15 protein-coding genes and 1 pseudogene are annotated in these 15,447 nt (G+C 57.6%); 6 read left to right on the plus strand and 10 right to left on the minus strand.

The genetic code is table 11. From position 1 onward, the window contains the following. Window positions 1–360: 360 nt before the first annotated feature. The 7 genes from ACIQ0R_RS05110 to ACIQ0R_RS05140 all read right to left on the minus strand — a co-directional run bounded on the left by ACIQ0R_RS05110 (window position 361) and on the right by ACIQ0R_RS05140 (window position 8,115). Complete coding sequence (locus tag ACIQ0R_RS05110; protein ID WP_395824456.1) at window positions 361–1,404, minus strand: L-threonylcarbamoyladenylate synthase; 1,044 nt, start codon at window positions 1,402–1,404, stop codon at window positions 361–363. Then, entirely contained in the window at window positions 1,404–2,636 is a 1,233-nt protein-coding gene (locus tag ACIQ0R_RS05115; protein ID WP_395824459.1) for a 5-(carboxyamino)imidazole ribonucleotide synthase, read from the minus strand. Before ACIQ0R_RS05115 ends, ACIQ0R_RS05110 begins: the two co-directional genes overlap by 1 nt. Window positions 2,637–2,641: 5 nt before the next feature. Further along, a complete protein-coding gene (gene purE / locus ACIQ0R_RS05120; protein ID WP_395824463.1) occupies window positions 2,642–3,163 on the minus strand; it encodes a 5-(carboxyamino)imidazole ribonucleotide mutase in 522 nt (173 codons plus the stop codon). A gap of 2 nt (window positions 3,164–3,165) precedes the next feature. Continuing rightward, entirely contained in the window at window positions 3,166–4,062 is an 897-nt protein-coding gene (locus ACIQ0R_RS05125; protein WP_395824466.1) for a phosphoribosylaminoimidazolesuccinocarboxamide synthase, read from the minus strand. Window positions 4,063–4,181: 119 nt separating this feature from the next. Then, window positions 4,182–5,246 carry a class II fructose-bisphosphate aldolase gene (fba, locus tag ACIQ0R_RS05130; RefSeq protein WP_395824469.1) on the minus strand — a complete coding sequence of 355 codons (1,065 nt, stop codon included), beginning with the start codon at window positions 5,244–5,246 and terminating at the stop codon, window positions 4,182–4,184. Window positions 5,247–5,391: 145 nt separating this feature from the next. Beyond that, window positions 5,392–6,825: a pyruvate kinase gene (gene pyk, locus ACIQ0R_RS05135; protein WP_395824471.1), complete on the minus strand. Its 1,434-nt coding sequence runs from the start codon at window positions 6,823–6,825 to the stop codon at window positions 5,392–5,394. 96 nt (window positions 6,826–6,921) lie between these two features. Continuing rightward, window positions 6,922–8,115 (minus strand): phosphoglycerate kinase, encoded by a 1,194-nt coding sequence (locus ACIQ0R_RS05140; protein WP_395824474.1) that lies wholly within the window; start codon window positions 8,113–8,115, stop codon window positions 6,922–6,924. Window positions 8,116–8,389: 274 nt separating this feature from the next. Here ACIQ0R_RS05140 and ACIQ0R_RS05145 point away from each other — a divergent pair, with 274 nt between their 5' ends. The 5 genes from ACIQ0R_RS05145 to ACIQ0R_RS05165 all read left to right on the plus strand — a co-directional run bounded on the left by ACIQ0R_RS05145 (window position 8,390) and on the right by ACIQ0R_RS05165 (window position 11,840). Further along, on the plus strand, window positions 8,390–9,316 hold the full coding sequence (locus ACIQ0R_RS05145; protein WP_395824477.1) for a branched-chain amino acid transaminase: 927 nt from the start codon (window positions 8,390–8,392) through the stop codon (window positions 9,314–9,316). A 100-nt stretch (window positions 9,317–9,416) separates the two neighbouring features. Beyond that, complete coding sequence (locus ACIQ0R_RS05150) at window positions 9,417–9,617, plus strand: zinc-finger domain-containing protein (RefSeq protein ID WP_395824480.1); 201 nt, start codon at window positions 9,417–9,419, stop codon at window positions 9,615–9,617. A 115-nt stretch (window positions 9,618–9,732) separates the two neighbouring features. Further along, a complete protein-coding gene (locus ACIQ0R_RS05155) occupies window positions 9,733–10,164 on the plus strand; it encodes a YybH family protein (RefSeq protein ID WP_395824483.1) in 432 nt (143 codons plus the stop codon). 101 nt (window positions 10,165–10,265) lie between these two features. Continuing rightward, window positions 10,266–11,237: a YheT family hydrolase gene (locus tag ACIQ0R_RS05160; protein ID WP_395824486.1), complete on the plus strand. Its 972-nt coding sequence runs from the start codon at window positions 10,266–10,268 to the stop codon at window positions 11,235–11,237. Between the two features lie 6 nt (window positions 11,238–11,243). Next, entirely contained in the window at window positions 11,244–11,840 is a 597-nt protein-coding gene (locus ACIQ0R_RS05165; protein ID WP_395824489.1) for a DUF2946 family protein, read from the plus strand. Window positions 11,841–11,935: 95 nt separating this feature from the next. Here ACIQ0R_RS05165 and ACIQ0R_RS05170 read toward each other — a convergent pair whose 3' ends face one another. Next, a complete protein-coding gene (locus ACIQ0R_RS05170) occupies window positions 11,936–13,447 on the minus strand; it encodes a M48 family metalloprotease (RefSeq protein WP_395824492.1) in 1,512 nt (503 codons plus the stop codon). 180 nt (window positions 13,448–13,627) lie between these two features. On the opposite strand from ACIQ0R_RS05170, the gene moaC reads away from it, so the two are divergent. Next, window positions 13,628–14,125 (plus strand): cyclic pyranopterin monophosphate synthase MoaC, encoded by a 498-nt coding sequence (moaC, locus tag ACIQ0R_RS05175; RefSeq protein WP_395824495.1) that lies wholly within the window; start codon window positions 13,628–13,630, stop codon window positions 14,123–14,125. Window positions 14,126–14,159: 34 nt separating this feature from the next. Here the strand turns inward: moaC and ACIQ0R_RS05180 are convergent, their stop codons facing one another. After that, window positions 14,160–14,630 carry a hypothetical protein gene (locus tag ACIQ0R_RS05180; protein ID WP_395824498.1) on the minus strand — a complete coding sequence of 157 codons (471 nt, stop codon included), beginning with the start codon at window positions 14,628–14,630 and terminating at the stop codon, window positions 14,160–14,162. 15 nt (window positions 14,631–14,645) lie between these two features. Then, a pseudogene (locus ACIQ0R_RS05185) lies at window positions 14,646–15,005 on the minus strand (hypothetical protein); the annotation flags it as partial. Window positions 15,006–15,447: the final 442 nt, after the last annotated feature.

The following is a 15,447-nucleotide window of genomic DNA, read 5'->3' on the forward strand; positions in this document are numbered from 1 at the left end:
TTGCACGGCTAGCTCCTTGAACTCCGCCGTGTACATCTGTTTTGGTATCTTCTTCATTGCTGGTCTTTCCAAAGGATCGTTGATTTTACGTTACCTATGGAAGACTAAATTTCGGGGGAAGCTCAAGCAGTACAAACTACAAACCCGTTTTTTGGCACCTTGAATTCTGGCTGAGCCAGTAGGCACTCTCTTATTCGACTGCATTTTCCTAAACCGGACACATTTATTATTGGGAAAAATTACAGCCCCAAAGCATCTTTTTCATGCCCGTATAAGTAAAAAACAGAAAAAAGAACGCGCGTGCTATTCTTTTTTACACTATGCCAGCTTTAGAATGATTTGACTAGACTTGTAGCTTTTTTACCTCAAATTATTTTTAAAGTCAGCCAAAACTGCAGACGAATCGTGCGCGGCGCGACGCAATCGATCATTAATACCCTGCCACTCAGGGTCGCATGGAGGTGCCTCGACGACGATCAGATCGGCTGTGGCATGATCCATAGTTCGCAGCGCCGCATACAGATCATGCGCATAAGCCGGTGCCTGCGCGGCCATCTGGAATTGGGCGCTTAGCGGCGGCAGTTGCGCGGCTAGTCTGGAGTAGGCAATCATGGCCAGCTTTTGTCCGGCTTGATGCAATTGCAGCAGTGTTGCAACCAGTTGATCGGACGACACGAGCAATACCGGCGTGCGTGGCGCGTAGTGGGATTCCAATGTGCCAGAAGCACGCGGTGCGGCAGCGTCGGCAGCGTGCACGGCGACACCGAGTACTGCGGCAATCTGCGCGGCGCCGATATGACCGGGGCGCAACAGCACCGGCCCATGGGTTGCGATGCGCGATAAATCAATGATGGTCGATTCGATGCCGACTTCGCTTTGTCCACCGTCTAATATGCAAGCGATCGGGCTGTCGCCGTCGGTGTCGAACTCGTCGCGCACGTGTTGCGCAGTGGTCGGGCTGACATGGCCGAATTTGTTCGCAGATGGTGCAGCGATACCACCTTTTCCGCCTTTAAACTCGCGCAACAACGCTTGCGCCACCGGATGGGATGGGCAACGCAGGCCGATGGAATGCTGGCCGCCAGATACCTGATCCGGGATATGTGCGGCACGCGGCAGGATCAAGGTCAGCGGCCCCGGCCAAAAGGCAGCCATCAACACCTTGGCCTCAAGCGGGATTGATGACACCCAATAACCAATGTCAGCTTCGGGTGCGACGTGCACAATCACCGGATGATTCGAGGGCCGTCCCTTGGCAGCGTAGATACCCGCTACCGCGAGCGGATTTTCGGCATCGGCGCCAAGCCCGTACACGGTTTCAGTTGGAAAGGCAACCAATCCGCCCGCTTCCAGCTTACGCGCAGCCAGACGGATTGCCGACAGATCGATAAACTGCTGCGTCATTACAGTACGATACCGAGGATGGCACAAGCGGCGGCCAGCTGTTGCTGTGCTGCCGGCAGTGTCGCTGCGATAAAAGTGATGTGCCCCATCTTGCGGCCACGGCGCGGTTGGGCTTTACCGTACAAATGCAGATGCGCGGACGGCAATGCAAGAATCTTATCCCAGGCCGGTTCACGGGCCTGATCGCTGTCGCCTTCGAACCAGACATCGCCGAGTATATTTAGCATCACCGCCGGTGAATGCTGGCGGGTATCGCCCAGCGGCAGACGCGCCATTGCCCGCACTTGCTGTGCAAACTGGCTGGTGACGCAGGCATCCATCGTGTAATGGCCGCTGTTGTGCGGCCGCGGTGCCACCTCGTTGACTACCAGCGAACCGTCCTGCAACACAAAGAATTCAATACACAGCACCCCGACGTAAGCCAGTTGCTCAATGATGACCAACGCTGCATGCTGTGCGCGTTTGGCGGTTTCATCAGAGACGTTCGGGCCCGGGACGGTGGTGGTGAACAGGATGCCGTCGCGATGTACGTTTTCGGCAATTGGGCAAACCACGGCCTTGGCGTCTGCGCCGCGCACCACCAGCACCGAGACTTCATAAGCCAGCGGCAGCATTTTCTCCAACACGCATTCGACGCCATTCATATCGGCAAACGCCTGACGCACCTCATCCAGCGTGCGCACCCGTGCCTGGCCCTTGCCGTCATAGCCGAGGCGGACTGTTTTCAGAATGCCGGGCAGCAGATCGGCCGGAATGTCATCGATATCGGCTGCCGATGCGATCAGCTTATGCGGCGCCGGCAGCACTGTCGATTCTTTGGCGCACGCGGTGAAGAAGCGCTTTTCCAGCATCCGGTCCTGGGCTACCGAGACGCTGGCTGCGGCAGGCGCGACAAAGCTGTGCTGCGCCAGAGTCGCCAGGCTTTGGGCCGAGACATTTTCAAATTCGGTAGTAACTGCCGCGCACAGGGCGGCCATGTCGGCCAACGCAAATGCGTCACTGTAGTTAGCCAGGAAGTGGCGATCGGCGACGTGCCCGGCCGGACAATCCGGCTCCGGCTCCAGCACCGCCACCTTGTACCCCATGGCTTGGGCTTGGTGCGTGAACATGCGCCCGAGTTGGCCGCCACCCATCACGCCGAGCCAGGTTGGCGGGGTGGTGCCCGGTAGGATAGGCGCGCTGGAGGCCAATGGCAGATCCAGCGTTGATGTGTTTTTTAAAGGTTGTTGCATACCACTCATACCGGAGGCAATTTCATATCAAGGGCAATTTGCGTCTGCTTGACGCGGAAGGCCAGCAATTTCTCTGCCAGCGCATCGTCGGTAGTCGCCAGCATGGCGATCGCCGACAACGCGGCGTTGGCGGCACCCGCTTCGCCGATGGCGTATGTAGCGACCGGAATGCCCTTCGGCATCTGCACGATCGACAGCAGAGAATCCTCGCCACGCAAGTATTTCGACGGCACCGGCACACCCAGCACCGGCACGATGGTCTTGGCGGCAATCATGCCAGGCAAATGGGCGGCGCCGCCGGCACCCGCGATGATCGCACGCAGGCCACGCGTGCGCGCGGTCTCGGCATAGGCGAACATCTGATCCGGCATGCGGTGCGCCGAAATCACCTGCGCTTCATGCGCGACACCGAACTCGGTCAGGATCGCAACCGCATGCTGCATCACGTCCCAATCGGAAGATGAGCCCATCACGATGCCGACCAGCGGCTGGCCGGCATTATCTTTAACCACGGCAGCATTGCTCATCATCAGTCCTTCAGAGTTTCGCCGGTCAGGCTGAGCAGTGCTTCACGATATTTGGCGCCGGTTTTTTCAATCACGTCCGCCGGTAACGCCGGCGCAGGCGCAGTCTTGTTCCAGCTGGTGACGGTTTCCAGGTAATCGCGCACGAACTGCTTGTCGAACGATGGCGGCGAAATGCCGACCTGATAGCTGGCGGCGGGCCAGAAGCGCGACGAATCAGCGGTCAATACCTCGTCCATCAGGTGCAACACGCCGTCTTTATCGAGGCCGAATTCAAACTTGGTATCGGCGATGATGATGCCACGCGTCGCTGCGTAATCGGCGGCGGTCTGGTACAGCTCGATGCTGACGCTGCGGATCTTCTCGGCCAGTTCCTTGCCGATGCGGGCTTCCATGTCGGCAAAGCTGATGTTCTCGTCATGCTCACCCATTTCGGCCTTGGCCGCTGGCGTGAAAATCGGCTCGGCCAGCTTGGCCGCCTGTTGCAAACCGGCGGGCAGGCTGATGCCGCAGATGGCGCCGGTGGCCTGGTAGTCTTTCCAGCCCGAGCCGATGATGTAGCCGCGCACAACCGCCTCGACCATGATCGGCTGCAGGCGCTTGGTCACCACGGCACGGCCGCGCACCTGTTCGACTTCATCCGCTGCCACGACCGATTCCGGGGCAACGCCGGTCAGATGGTTCGGCACGATGGCGGCGAGCTTATCAAACCAGAAATCGGACATGCGGTTCAACACCTTGCCCTTGCCGGGAATCGGCTGGTTCATGATGACGTCGAAAGCCGACAAGCGATCGGAGGTGACGATGAGGATCTTGTCATCGCCGACTGCGTAGTTTTCGCGCACCTTGCCGCGACCGAGCAGCGGCAGGGAGGCAATGGTGGATTGGTAAAGGCTTGTCATGGTTATTCCAAAAGTCAGAAAACCAGGTCAAGAAAGATGCCAGCATCATTCTGCACCTGGTAAATTACCGCGCCAGGCCTTGCCTGGCGCGGTTACCACACTGCTTATTAGTGAATATCTTACTGAACGATCTGCGACAGTTCGCCCGTCTTGTATTTTTCAGCAATTTTTTCCAGTGAAATCGGTTTGATCCTGGCAGCCTGGCCTTCGCAGCCAAACGCCAGGAAACGCGCCTTGACCACTGCCTTGGCAGCTTCGCGGGCTGGCTTGAGGTAATCGCGTGGATCGAATTTGCTTGGATTCTCGATCAGATAGCGACGAACCGCGCCGGTCATTGCCAGGCGGATGTCAGTATCGATATTGATCTTGCGCACGCCGTGCCGAATCCCTTCCTGGATTTCCTCTACCGGCACGCCGTAGGTTTCTTTCATGTCGCCGCCGAATTCGCGGATTTCCGCCAGCAGTTCCTGCGGCACCGATGACGAACCATGCATGACCAGATGGGTGTTAGGAATACGGGTGTGGATTTCCTTGATGCGTTCGATCGCCAAGATGTCGCCGGTTGGCTTGCGCGAGAATTTATAGGCCCCGTGCGAAGTGCCGATGGCAATCGCCAGCGCGTCGCACTGGGTCTGCTTGACGAAATCGGCCGCTTGCGAAACATCGGTCAGCAACTGCTCGCGGGTCATCTTGCCGTCGGCGCCATGGTCGTCTTCCTTGTCGCCCATCATGGTTTCCAGCGAACCGAGCACGCCCAGCTCCGCCTCCACCGTGACGCCGATGGCGTGTGAGAACTCCACCACCTTGCGCGATACTTCAACGTTGTATTCGTAGCTGGCAACTGACTTGCCGTCTTCCATCAGCGAGCCGTCCATCATCACCGAGGTGAACCCCGATTTGATCGCCGCCATACACACCGCCGGCGACTGGCCGTGATCCTGATGCATGACGACCGGAATGTGCGGGAATGCTTCGACCGCGGCTTCGATCAGGTGACGCAGAAAAGCTTCACCGGCATATTTGCGAGCGCCTGCCGAGGCTTGCATGATGACCGGCGCACCGACTTCATCGGCGGCCTGCATGATGGCAGTGACCTGTTCCAGGTTATTGACGTTGAAAGCGGGCAGGCCGTAGCTGTTTTCTGCAGCGTGGTCCAGCAATTGACGCATGGATACGAGAGGCATGTTGTACTCCGATAATAAAAATCTGTTTTGCTACCTGGGACCAGGTCACTCGGGTGCATGCGGGACTCCGTTTTGGCGGCCGCGTGCGCCGGGGTGACGCTGTAGCGAAAGGTTTACTTAATTTTAATCAATCATTGATAGCGTTTCAGTATTCGCCGATCTTCATGATTTTCAGCGCATTGGTGCCGCCGATCTGGCCCATCGGCTCACCCCAAGTGACGACCACCAGGTCACCCAATTGCACCACGCCCTTTGACAACAGCAGATTCTGCGCAGCCATCAACACCGCTTCGCGGTCGGTCGATTTGGCCAACTCGAAAGTTTGTACGTTGCGATATAACGCGGCCTTGCGCTGGGTCGCCAAGCTCGGGGTAATGGCAAAAATCGGGATGTCGATATTGTGCCGGCTCATCCACAATGCCGTGGAACCGGACTCGGTCATGGCGGCAATCGCCTTGACCCGCAGATGGTGTGCAGTGAATAGGGCGCCGCAAGCAATCGACTGATCGACGCGGGTAAAACGGGCATTGAGGAAATCGGCGGCCAGCTTGCAGTCTTCCGATTTTTCGGCCTCCAGGCAGATTGCCGACATCACCTCTACCGTCTCGACCGGATATTTGCCGGAGGCGGTCTCGGCGGAGGTCATCACGGCATCGGTGCCGTCGAGCACGGCATTGGCCACATCCGACACTTCAGCGCGGGTCGGCACGGCATTGACGATCATCGATTCCATCATTTGCGTGGCAGTGATCGCCAGCTTGTTGGAACTGCGCGCCATCTTGATCATGCGCTTTTGCAGCGCGGGTACGGCAGCATTACCGACTTCAACCGCCAGATCGCCGCGTGCCACCATGATGCCGTCGGAGGCGTCGAGAATTTCCTGCAAGACCGGAATCGCTTCGGCGCGTTCGATCTTGGCGATCATCATCGGCTTGTGATCGTAGGCTTCGCCGGCCACATTCGCCAACTGACGCGCCATTTCCATGTCGGTCGCGTTCTTCGGGAACGACACGGCGACATAATCGGCACGGAAACTCATGGCGGTCTTTATATCATCCATGTCCTTGGCGGTCAGTGCTGGTGCCGACAAGCCACCACCCTGACGGTTGATGCCCTTATTGTTGGACAACTCGCCGCCGATCTTGACGATCGTATGAATCTCATTACCGATGATTTTTTCAACCGTCAAGACAATCAGGCCATCGTTCAACAACAACACATCGGCCGGGCGCAGATCGCGCGGCAAAGCCTTGTAGTCGAGGCCAACGCGTTCCTGGCTGCCCATGCCGCAATCGGCATCGAGAATGAATTTTTCGCCATTCTTCAACTCGATCTTGCCCTGCTCGAACTTGCCGACCCGGATCTTCGGCCCTTGCAGGTCAGCCATGATCGCAACCTGCTTGCCACAGGCCGCCGCCACCTCGCGCACCAGCTTGGCGCGATCGATATGATCCTGCGCCTTACCATGCGAAAAATTCAGACGCACCACATCGACACCGGCGACGAACATGCGCGCCAGCGTGTCAGCATCGCTCGATGCAGGTCCGATAGTGGCGACGATCTTGGTAGCTCTTTGCATGGACAACCTTTCAGAACAGCATGGGTGAATGTGTAGCGACGCCATCTCCGTCATTGTCGCGAACGCAGGGACGACGGGTTCAACATATTTCTGTAGTTACTTAGTCACGCGTTGCAACAGAATCTCAACCGCCGACAAGGTCTTGCCCTCCAAAAATTCCAGGAACGCGCCACCGCCGGTGGAGATGTAACCGATCTTGTCGCTAATCTGATACTTGGCAATGGCCGCCAGCGTATCGCCGCCGCCGGCAATCGAGAACCCGTCAGAATTGGCAATCGCCAGCGCCAGCGTCTTGGTACCTTCGCCGAACTGATCAAACTCGAATACGCCGACCGGGCCGTTCCAGACTACCGTGCCGGCCTCTGCGAGTTGCGCGGCCAGCATTGCCGCGGTTTTTGGACCGATATCGAGGATCAGGTCATCCTCGGCGACGTCGCCGACATCCTTGATCTGTGCCGCGGCAGTCGGTGAAAATTCTTTGGCGCAGACGACATCGACCGGAATCGGCACCGACGCACCACGCTTGGCCATCATGTCGATGATGGCCTTGGCTTCCGCCAGCAGATCCGGCTCGGCCAGCGATTTGCCGATCTTCAGGCCGCTGGCCAGCAAAAAGGTATTGGCGATGCCGCCGCCAACGATCAGATTGTCCACCTTGTCGGCCAGCGCCTTCAATATGGTCAGCTTGCTCGACACCTTGGAACCGGCGACGATTGCCACCAGCGGACGCGCCGGCTGGTTCAGTGCTTTGCCCAGCGCATCCAGTTCCGCCGCCAGTAATGGCCCGGCGCACGCGACCGGCGCAAACTTGGCGATGCCGTGGGTAGTGGCTTCGGCGCGGTGAGCGGTACCGAACGCGTCGTTGACATACACATCGCACAGCCTGGCGATCTTTTGCGCCAGCTCGTCGCTGTTCTTTTTCTCGCCCTGGTTGACGCGGCAGTTTTCCAGCAGCACCACCTGGCCCGGTGCAACATCAACGCCGTCAACCCAATTCTGTTTCAACGCAACCGGCTGCCCCAGCAGTTCGGCCAGACGCTTGGCGATTGGCGCCAGCGAATCTTCCGGCTTGAATTCGCCTTCGGTTGGGCGGCCGAGGTGCGACGTCACCATCACGGCGGCGCCGGCGTCGAGCGCCTGACGGATCGCCGGCACCGAGGCGCGGATGCGCGTGTCTTCAGTAATATTGCCGGCGGCGTCTTGCGGTACGTTGAGGTCGGCGCGGATAAAAACACGTTTGCCTTGCAACTGGTGTTGCGCGATCAAGTCGCTTAGTCGATTGAATTTCATGACGATCAGACAATATCAGTGAGGAAAAGCGCCTATTTTACTCCACCAGCTCCGGTCAAAACACCGTTTTGCGCGCGCAATCGCTACCAAAAGCCACATTGCCAATACCAATGTTCTACAGAGTAGGCCGTGCCGAATCCGTTACAATATGTGTTGATACGCCTTGAATTTGCTCAATATCTGTAGCGTATGCACCTTCAGTGGCTGAAGCCGGACTTCAGCCAGACGCCGTTGCACCTTAGGCAATTTTTTATTTTTTAACGGAGAGCTAACCATGTCCATGGACGACCGCGACGGCAAAATTTGGAAAGACGGCAAACTGATCGACTGGCGCGATGCCAATATCCACGTCCTGACGCATTCGCTGCACTATGGCATGGCGGTATTCGAAGGCGTACGCGTCTACCAGACCGAGCACGGCGCGGCTATCTTTCGCTTGCAAGAACATACCCAGCGCCTGCTCAACTCGGCCAAGATTTTTCAGATGCAAGTGCCGTACGACCTGCACACCCTGATCGATGCGCAAATCGCCGTGGTGCGCGAGAACAATCTGGCATCGTGCTACATGCGCCCACTGATCTGGATCGGCTCAGAAAAGCTGGGCATCTCGGCCAAGGGCAATACGATTCACGTCGCAATTGCGGCCTGGCCGTGGGGCGCTTACCTTGGCGAAGACGGGCTGGCCAAGGGCATCCGCGTCAAGACCTCTTCGTTCAGCCGCCACCACGTCAATGTGTCGCTGGTACGCGCTAAAGCCAGCGGCTATTACATCAACTCGATCCTGGCCAATCAGGAGGCGCTGACCGACGGCTACGATGAAGCGTTGTTGCTCGATACCGACGGCTATGTCTCAGAAGGCTCGGGCGAAAACGTCTTCATCGTCAAGAACGGCAAAATCTATACGCCAGACCTGGCATCCTGCCTGGACGGCATCACGCGCGATGCGGTATTGACGATGGCACGCGACAGCGGCATCGAAGTCATCGAAAAACGCATCCCCCGCGATGAAGTGTATTGCAGCGATGAAGCCTTCTTTACCGGCACCGCGGCCGAGATCACGCCGATCCGCGAACTGGATAATCGCGCCATCGGCGAAGGCAAGCGCGGCCCGATCACCGAAAAAATGCAGTCAATGTTCTTCGATGTCGTGGCAGGCAAGTCGGATAAATATCGGCACTGGCTGACCGTGGTCGGCAAATAAGCCGGCAGCGGCAACAATTAACCAGAAGTACAAAGTACAAGTAAAAATTACAAGTAGGAAGTACAAGTAAAATCCAGCACAGGTAAATTTGGAGAAATAAATGACTACAGCAGCAAACACGCAAGCCCCGGTTGAACTCGACGGCAAGGACTTGCCGGCGCATTGTCCTAACCCGCTGATGCCGACCTGGTCGTCGCATCCGCGCGTATTCCTGAATCTGGATAGCAGCGGCAATGCCAAATGCCCATACTGCGGCACCCAATACCGCTTGAAACCGGGCGCGGTCGTCAAGGGACATTGAGAATATTGAGGGAAACCAAAAGGGAGCAGTGCTCCCTTTTTTGATTGCAGCAAAACGTTGTCACATCGTTACATCTTCACAACTCGATCCAAATGTGCGCGAGCACGGAGGCAATATGCCGCATGTCAAATTTATGCATGGTTCAGCCGAAGAAACAGAAACCGCGTTTTACGATGCCATGAGCCGGGCCGACATCGAGGCCATGATGGCGCTCTGGGCAGATGACGACGACATCGTCTGCATCCATCCGAATGGCCCCAGGCTGCACGGACATGCGGCAATCCGGGCGGCGTTCGACATGCTGTTTGAACGCGGCGGCGTGCACATCCGGGTGCGCCAGTTGCACATCAGCCAAAACATGTCGACCAGCATCCACAATCTGGTTGAAGAGCTTCACCAAGCCGGCGATAACGACCGTAACATGCATATCCTGGCAACCAATGTCTATATGAAGACCCCGCGCGGCTGGCGCATCGTGTTGCATCACGCCTCGGTAGCTCCCGGCGCGGCGCCGGAAGAAGCGGTGACGACGGCCATGTTGCATTGACCTATTCGCGGCACTGCGCCATTCGTTGTATTGTCCCGTTCATTGTATTGCCCCATTCGTGGCACTGACCACTCCCCCAACATAGGTGTTAACCTGTTCGCATGAGTACCTCCACCTCCCCCGCTTCTTACCTGGCGCCGCTCTGGCTGCCGGGCGGCCACCTGCAAACGATTTATCCGGCGACCTGTATCAGCAAGCCGGCAGTCAGCTACCGGCGCGAGCGCTGGGATACGCCGGACGGCGATTTCATCGATATCGATTTTGTCGACGGTCAGCCGGACCGGCCGCTGGTAGTCCTGTTCCACGGACTGGAAGGCTCTTCCGACAGCCATTACAGCCGCGCCCTGATGGCGCAACTGGTGACACTGGGCTGGTCGGGCGCGGTGCCGCATTTCCGCGGTTGCTCGGGAGAAATCAACCAGGCGCCGCGCTTTTATCATTCCGGCGACGCCGAAGAAATCGACTGGATCCTGCGCCGCCTGTCAGCGCTGCGCCCTGACAAACAATTCAGCAAATTCTATGCGACCAGCATCTCGCTCGGCGGCAACGCCCTGCTGCGCTGGCTGGGCGAATCGCAGCACCAGGCCAAGATCATTGACGCTGCCTGCGCCATCTCCGCACCGCTTGATCTGGCCGGCGGCGGCGCGGCGCTGTCGCATGGTTTCAACATGATCTACACGCGCCCCTTCCTGCGCACCATGAAGAGCAAATCACTAGACAAACTGCAACAGTTTCCGCACCTGTTCGACCGCGAAAAAATGCTGAGTGCGCGTGATCTCTACGAATTCGACAACATCGTCACCGCCCCTCTGCACGGCTTTCGCAACACGGAGGATTACTGGCATCGCGCCAGCGCCAAGCTGGTGATGAACGACATCACCATGCCAACACTGGTACTCAACGCCAAGAACGATCCGTTCCTGCCGCCGCAGCATCTGCCGCCCAAGGCTGCATCCAGCGTCACCCTGGAATACCCGGCACACGGTGGTCATGTCGGCTTCGCGATTGGCGGCCCGCCCGGCCGGCTGGACTGGCTGCCGCAGCGCATGCTGCGTTTCTTGTCGGAGCATTAAACCAGCATGGATCACATCGTCGAACAGGCAATGCGCAAATGGCCGAACGCACCACACTGCTGCGGCTGGCTGAGACTGGACGCACGTGGCGCCTGGCGCATGCGCGATGAGCAAACCCAGCGCCTGCATCTGCCGGGCGACAAGATCATGCATGCCGGACTGGTCGGTTTTATCAACCGGAACTACAACGTAGATGAACAGGGCTGCTGGTATTTTCAGAATGGCCCGCAACGGGTATATGTCGATCTGGAGCTGACGCCCTACATTGCCCATACCGATCCGGCGCTGGGTTATGTGTTACAGACTGGCGAAGCTATGACCGCTATCGACGCCGTCATGCTGACCGACGACGGCAGGTTGTTACTGATCGCACCGGGCAAAGTTGCGGCAATTGACGATCGCGATCTGGTGCAAGCGCTGACAGCGTTGCGGCTGGATGAGAAACTTGCCGGCGACGACGCTCTGTTGGCCTGGATGGAGAACCCGTCAGATCAGGGTAGCCTGACCTGGCAAGCCGCAGAGATCGCCATCCCGGTCTCACACATTGCCACAACCGATATCGAAACACGGTTCAGTTTCGTGCCAACACCCCGGCAAATCTAGTCAAATGGGATCAGAGTTTTTTTACGACAGCCTCATCGTCGTCAATTACTCTGCCCCCCATTTGAGGTAACCACAGAGCGGCAACCTCCGCGTCCCTACTCTTTCGCAGCCTTTACTTCCTCTTTCCAGCGCTCCTGCAACTCCCGCTCGCGCGCATCAATCATCGACTGATCGTAAAACCCCGCATCCGGCGAATTACGCGCAATCCGCAACTGATCCAACGCCGCCGGCACACTGCCGGTCAACACATAGGACTCCGCCAGAGCCATGTGCTGCAGCGCCCGCCTCCCCTGCGCCGAATACGCCCTGGCCAGCAACTCCTGTACATCCGCGTCCTTACGATACAACTGCGCCTGTTCGCGCAGGTAGCTGGTGGCCTCAGTCAGGCGCTTGCTGGCAATCAGCACTCTGGCGTACTGGTGCGCAAATCCGCGCGACAACGGAAACTGCAACTGCGCCTGCTGTACCAGCTTCAGCGCCTCGGCCTCACGCTTGTTGGCCAGCATGATCTCAATGCCCAGATCGGTCAGCACCAGACTTTGCCTGGCTGGGGCGGCGGCGGCCACAGCCTGATTCAGCAACTCTTCTGCGCTACGGTAATCTTGCCTCTTGAACGCCAGCAAAGCCATGCCGTATTTAGCGGCGACGATGTGCTGCTTGGTGTGCAGTTTCAGTTGCGCGTCGAACGCGTATTGCGCCTCGCGCCGCCCTTGTTCGGTATCGTCCTGCAACACCCGCACGCGGGCTCGTATCAACTGAAAATCCAGACTATCGACGCGTTGCCGGTAACGTTGTTCGCGGATGCGCGCCTCGATGTCGGCGATGCGCTCGGTGGTCAGCGGGTGCGTCAGCAAATAAGGTGGAATCACCTCGGAATAATTACGGGAAGCGGTTTGCAAACGGCCGAAAAAAGCCACCATGCCGCTGGTATCGAAGCCACCGGAATCCAGAATCGATAACCCGATGCGATCCGCCTCGCGTTCGGCATCGCGGCTGAAATTCAATTGCCGCTGCATTGCCACGCCGGTACCGCCCATCATCACCGCAGCACCGACATCACCACTGCCGCGCAGCGCCAGCGCGCCCAGCAACATCGAAGCCAGAGCAATCATCGAATCCTGTTTTTGGCCGCCCAGCATCCGTGCGATATGGTGCTGGGCAACGTGACCGATTTCATGCGCCAGCACCGAAGCCAGTTCCGATTCGCTTTGCGCCGCCAGGATCAGCCCGGAATGCACGCCGATAAAGCCGCCCGGCAGCGCAAACGCATTCAAAGCCGGATCGCGCACCGCAAAAAAGAAAAAGTCGAAAGCGGCCTCGCCGCGTACTTCCGGCCGCGCCGCCACCAGCGTCCAGCCGAAATTGTTCAGGTACTCCAGCAGCGGCGCATCGTTCATGTAATCCGGATCGCGCCGGATATCGTGCATGACCTCCTCGCCAAGCTTGCACTCCATCAGCGGCGGCAACGATTCGCGCGCCGCGTCGCCCAATGTCGGCAGATTTTGAACTGCCTGTACAGATGGCGGCAGCAAAGCGCAACACAAGCCGCACACGCTGACGAGCGCGGCAAGCAGTATGCGGCGGGGCGATTGCAACGGTCGGGTCATTGATTAATGGGTAAGGTAAAAGTCAGGATGCTATGCTACTCAGCTAGCAAACAAGTTCGCATCCGTCATTTTAAATCAGCGCCGTTCTTGCCAACCCGGGAATCCCGATTGACCGTAAAATCGTTCCCCGCGTTCGCGGTCAGGACGCTGCTGCTTGCACCACCGAAAGAAAATATCGCCATGACCGAAAATAACTCCGCCACCAGCAAACTGACCCACTTCGATCAAACCGGGCAGGCCCACATGGTCGATGTCGGCAACAAGAACGACACTCACCGCATCGCCATCGCCAGCGGCTGCATCCGCATGAAGGCCGCAACGCTGGCGCTGATCCAGTCCGGCACCGCCAAGAAAGGCGACGTCCTCAGCATCGCCCGCATCGCCGCCATCATGGCCACCAAACGCACCAGCGACCTGATCCCGCTATGCCACCCGCTGGCACTGACACGCGTGACGGTCGATTTCAGCATCGATGAGGCCAACGCCAGCATCGCTTGCAACGCGCAAGCCGAAACAGTAGGCAAAACCGGGGTAGAGATGGAAGCACTGACGGCGGTACAGATTGGTTTATTGACGATCTACGACATGTGTAAAGCGGTGGATCGGGGGATGGTGATTACTGATGTGCGAGTGATGGAAAAACATGGCGGCAAGTCGGGGGATTGGGTGGCGGAATAAATAATTCCATCATCATTTAGCCGCCCGCCACGCCTCAGAAATAGCCCCCGGCCCAAATCCGGGGATGCAATATTGCATCTGGATAGCGGTCTTTTTGCATATTCTGCTCTTCATAAGCAGGCAAATTCAGTATCTCCGACCAGAGTCCATTGAACAGAAAATAAAGCGACGCCAGCAGAATGAGGATGCCGCCTAACCTGATCGTCATCGACAGGCGTACCGTCTTCATCTGCGTCGGCGGGGTCATCGACACCGTCCAGCCCCAGGCGCAGCCGATGTACAAGGCGATCCACAACTGGCTGGTCGGCATCACGATCAAGCCCGACACCAGGCCATCGACCAGAATCGCCACACCAATGGTCAGCCAGGCGGCCAGCGTCGTGTGATTGTTGACATCGTTACTATCCAGATACTGACGTACCGCCAACAGCCTTTTGAATCCAAGACCAATCGCCGCCATCAGGCACAGCAACGCCGGAATTCCCCATTCGCAGCCGATCTGCAACAGCCAATTGTGCGGATGCGCAGCAATTTGCAGATCGCGTCCGTAGTGGGCGAAATGCAAAGGTCCGACGCCGAGCCACGGATGCGCCAGCATGAGCTCCCAAGCGCGCACCCACATTGGCCAACGGCTGGAACTGGGATTTTCACGGTGCGCTCGACTACAGAAAACAGAAAGCCGAACGGCTGCAAACCCAGTGATAGCGGAACCAGCACGTAAAACAGAATATAAATACCGAGGCCGATCAGCGCCGACCACAGCATGATCCGGCACCACGGCAGAGCAGCTTTGCGCAGAAAACCCCAGCTTACCAACACACCTGCCACCAAGCCGATAAAGGTCCCGCGTCCGGCGGTGACAAAGAGCAGCGCCCACCATATTGATGTGACGGCCCAGGCGAATATGTTTGGCTTGGTTCCTGCACGGCGGGATATCAGCAGAGCCAGCAGTGGCAATGTGATGGTTTGAACGTGGTTGAAGAAACGGTAGTTGTCGAAGCCGAAAATCAGACTTGCGTTTGATGGCTGACCGCCCATCGTGACCGCTGCAATATAAAACAAACCTTCTATAAGAATAAAAAAAGAGATTCCAATCCACACAATCGTACTACCCGGTCGAGCAAGACATAGCCCTTGGCCTCCATGTCCGATGCGATCACGCAAGATACTGTAAATAACAGAAAGAAACTTGCCCATTCAAAAAGTGAGCTTCCCCCGAAATTTAGTCTTCCATAGGTAACGTAAAATCAACGATCCTTTGGAAAGACCAGCAATGAAGAAGATACCAAAACAGATGTACACGGCGGAGTTCAAGGAGCTAG

Source organism: Collimonas sp. (assembly GCF_044339385.1).
Taxonomy (GTDB): domain Bacteria; phylum Pseudomonadota; class Gammaproteobacteria; order Burkholderiales; family Burkholderiaceae_D; genus Collimonas.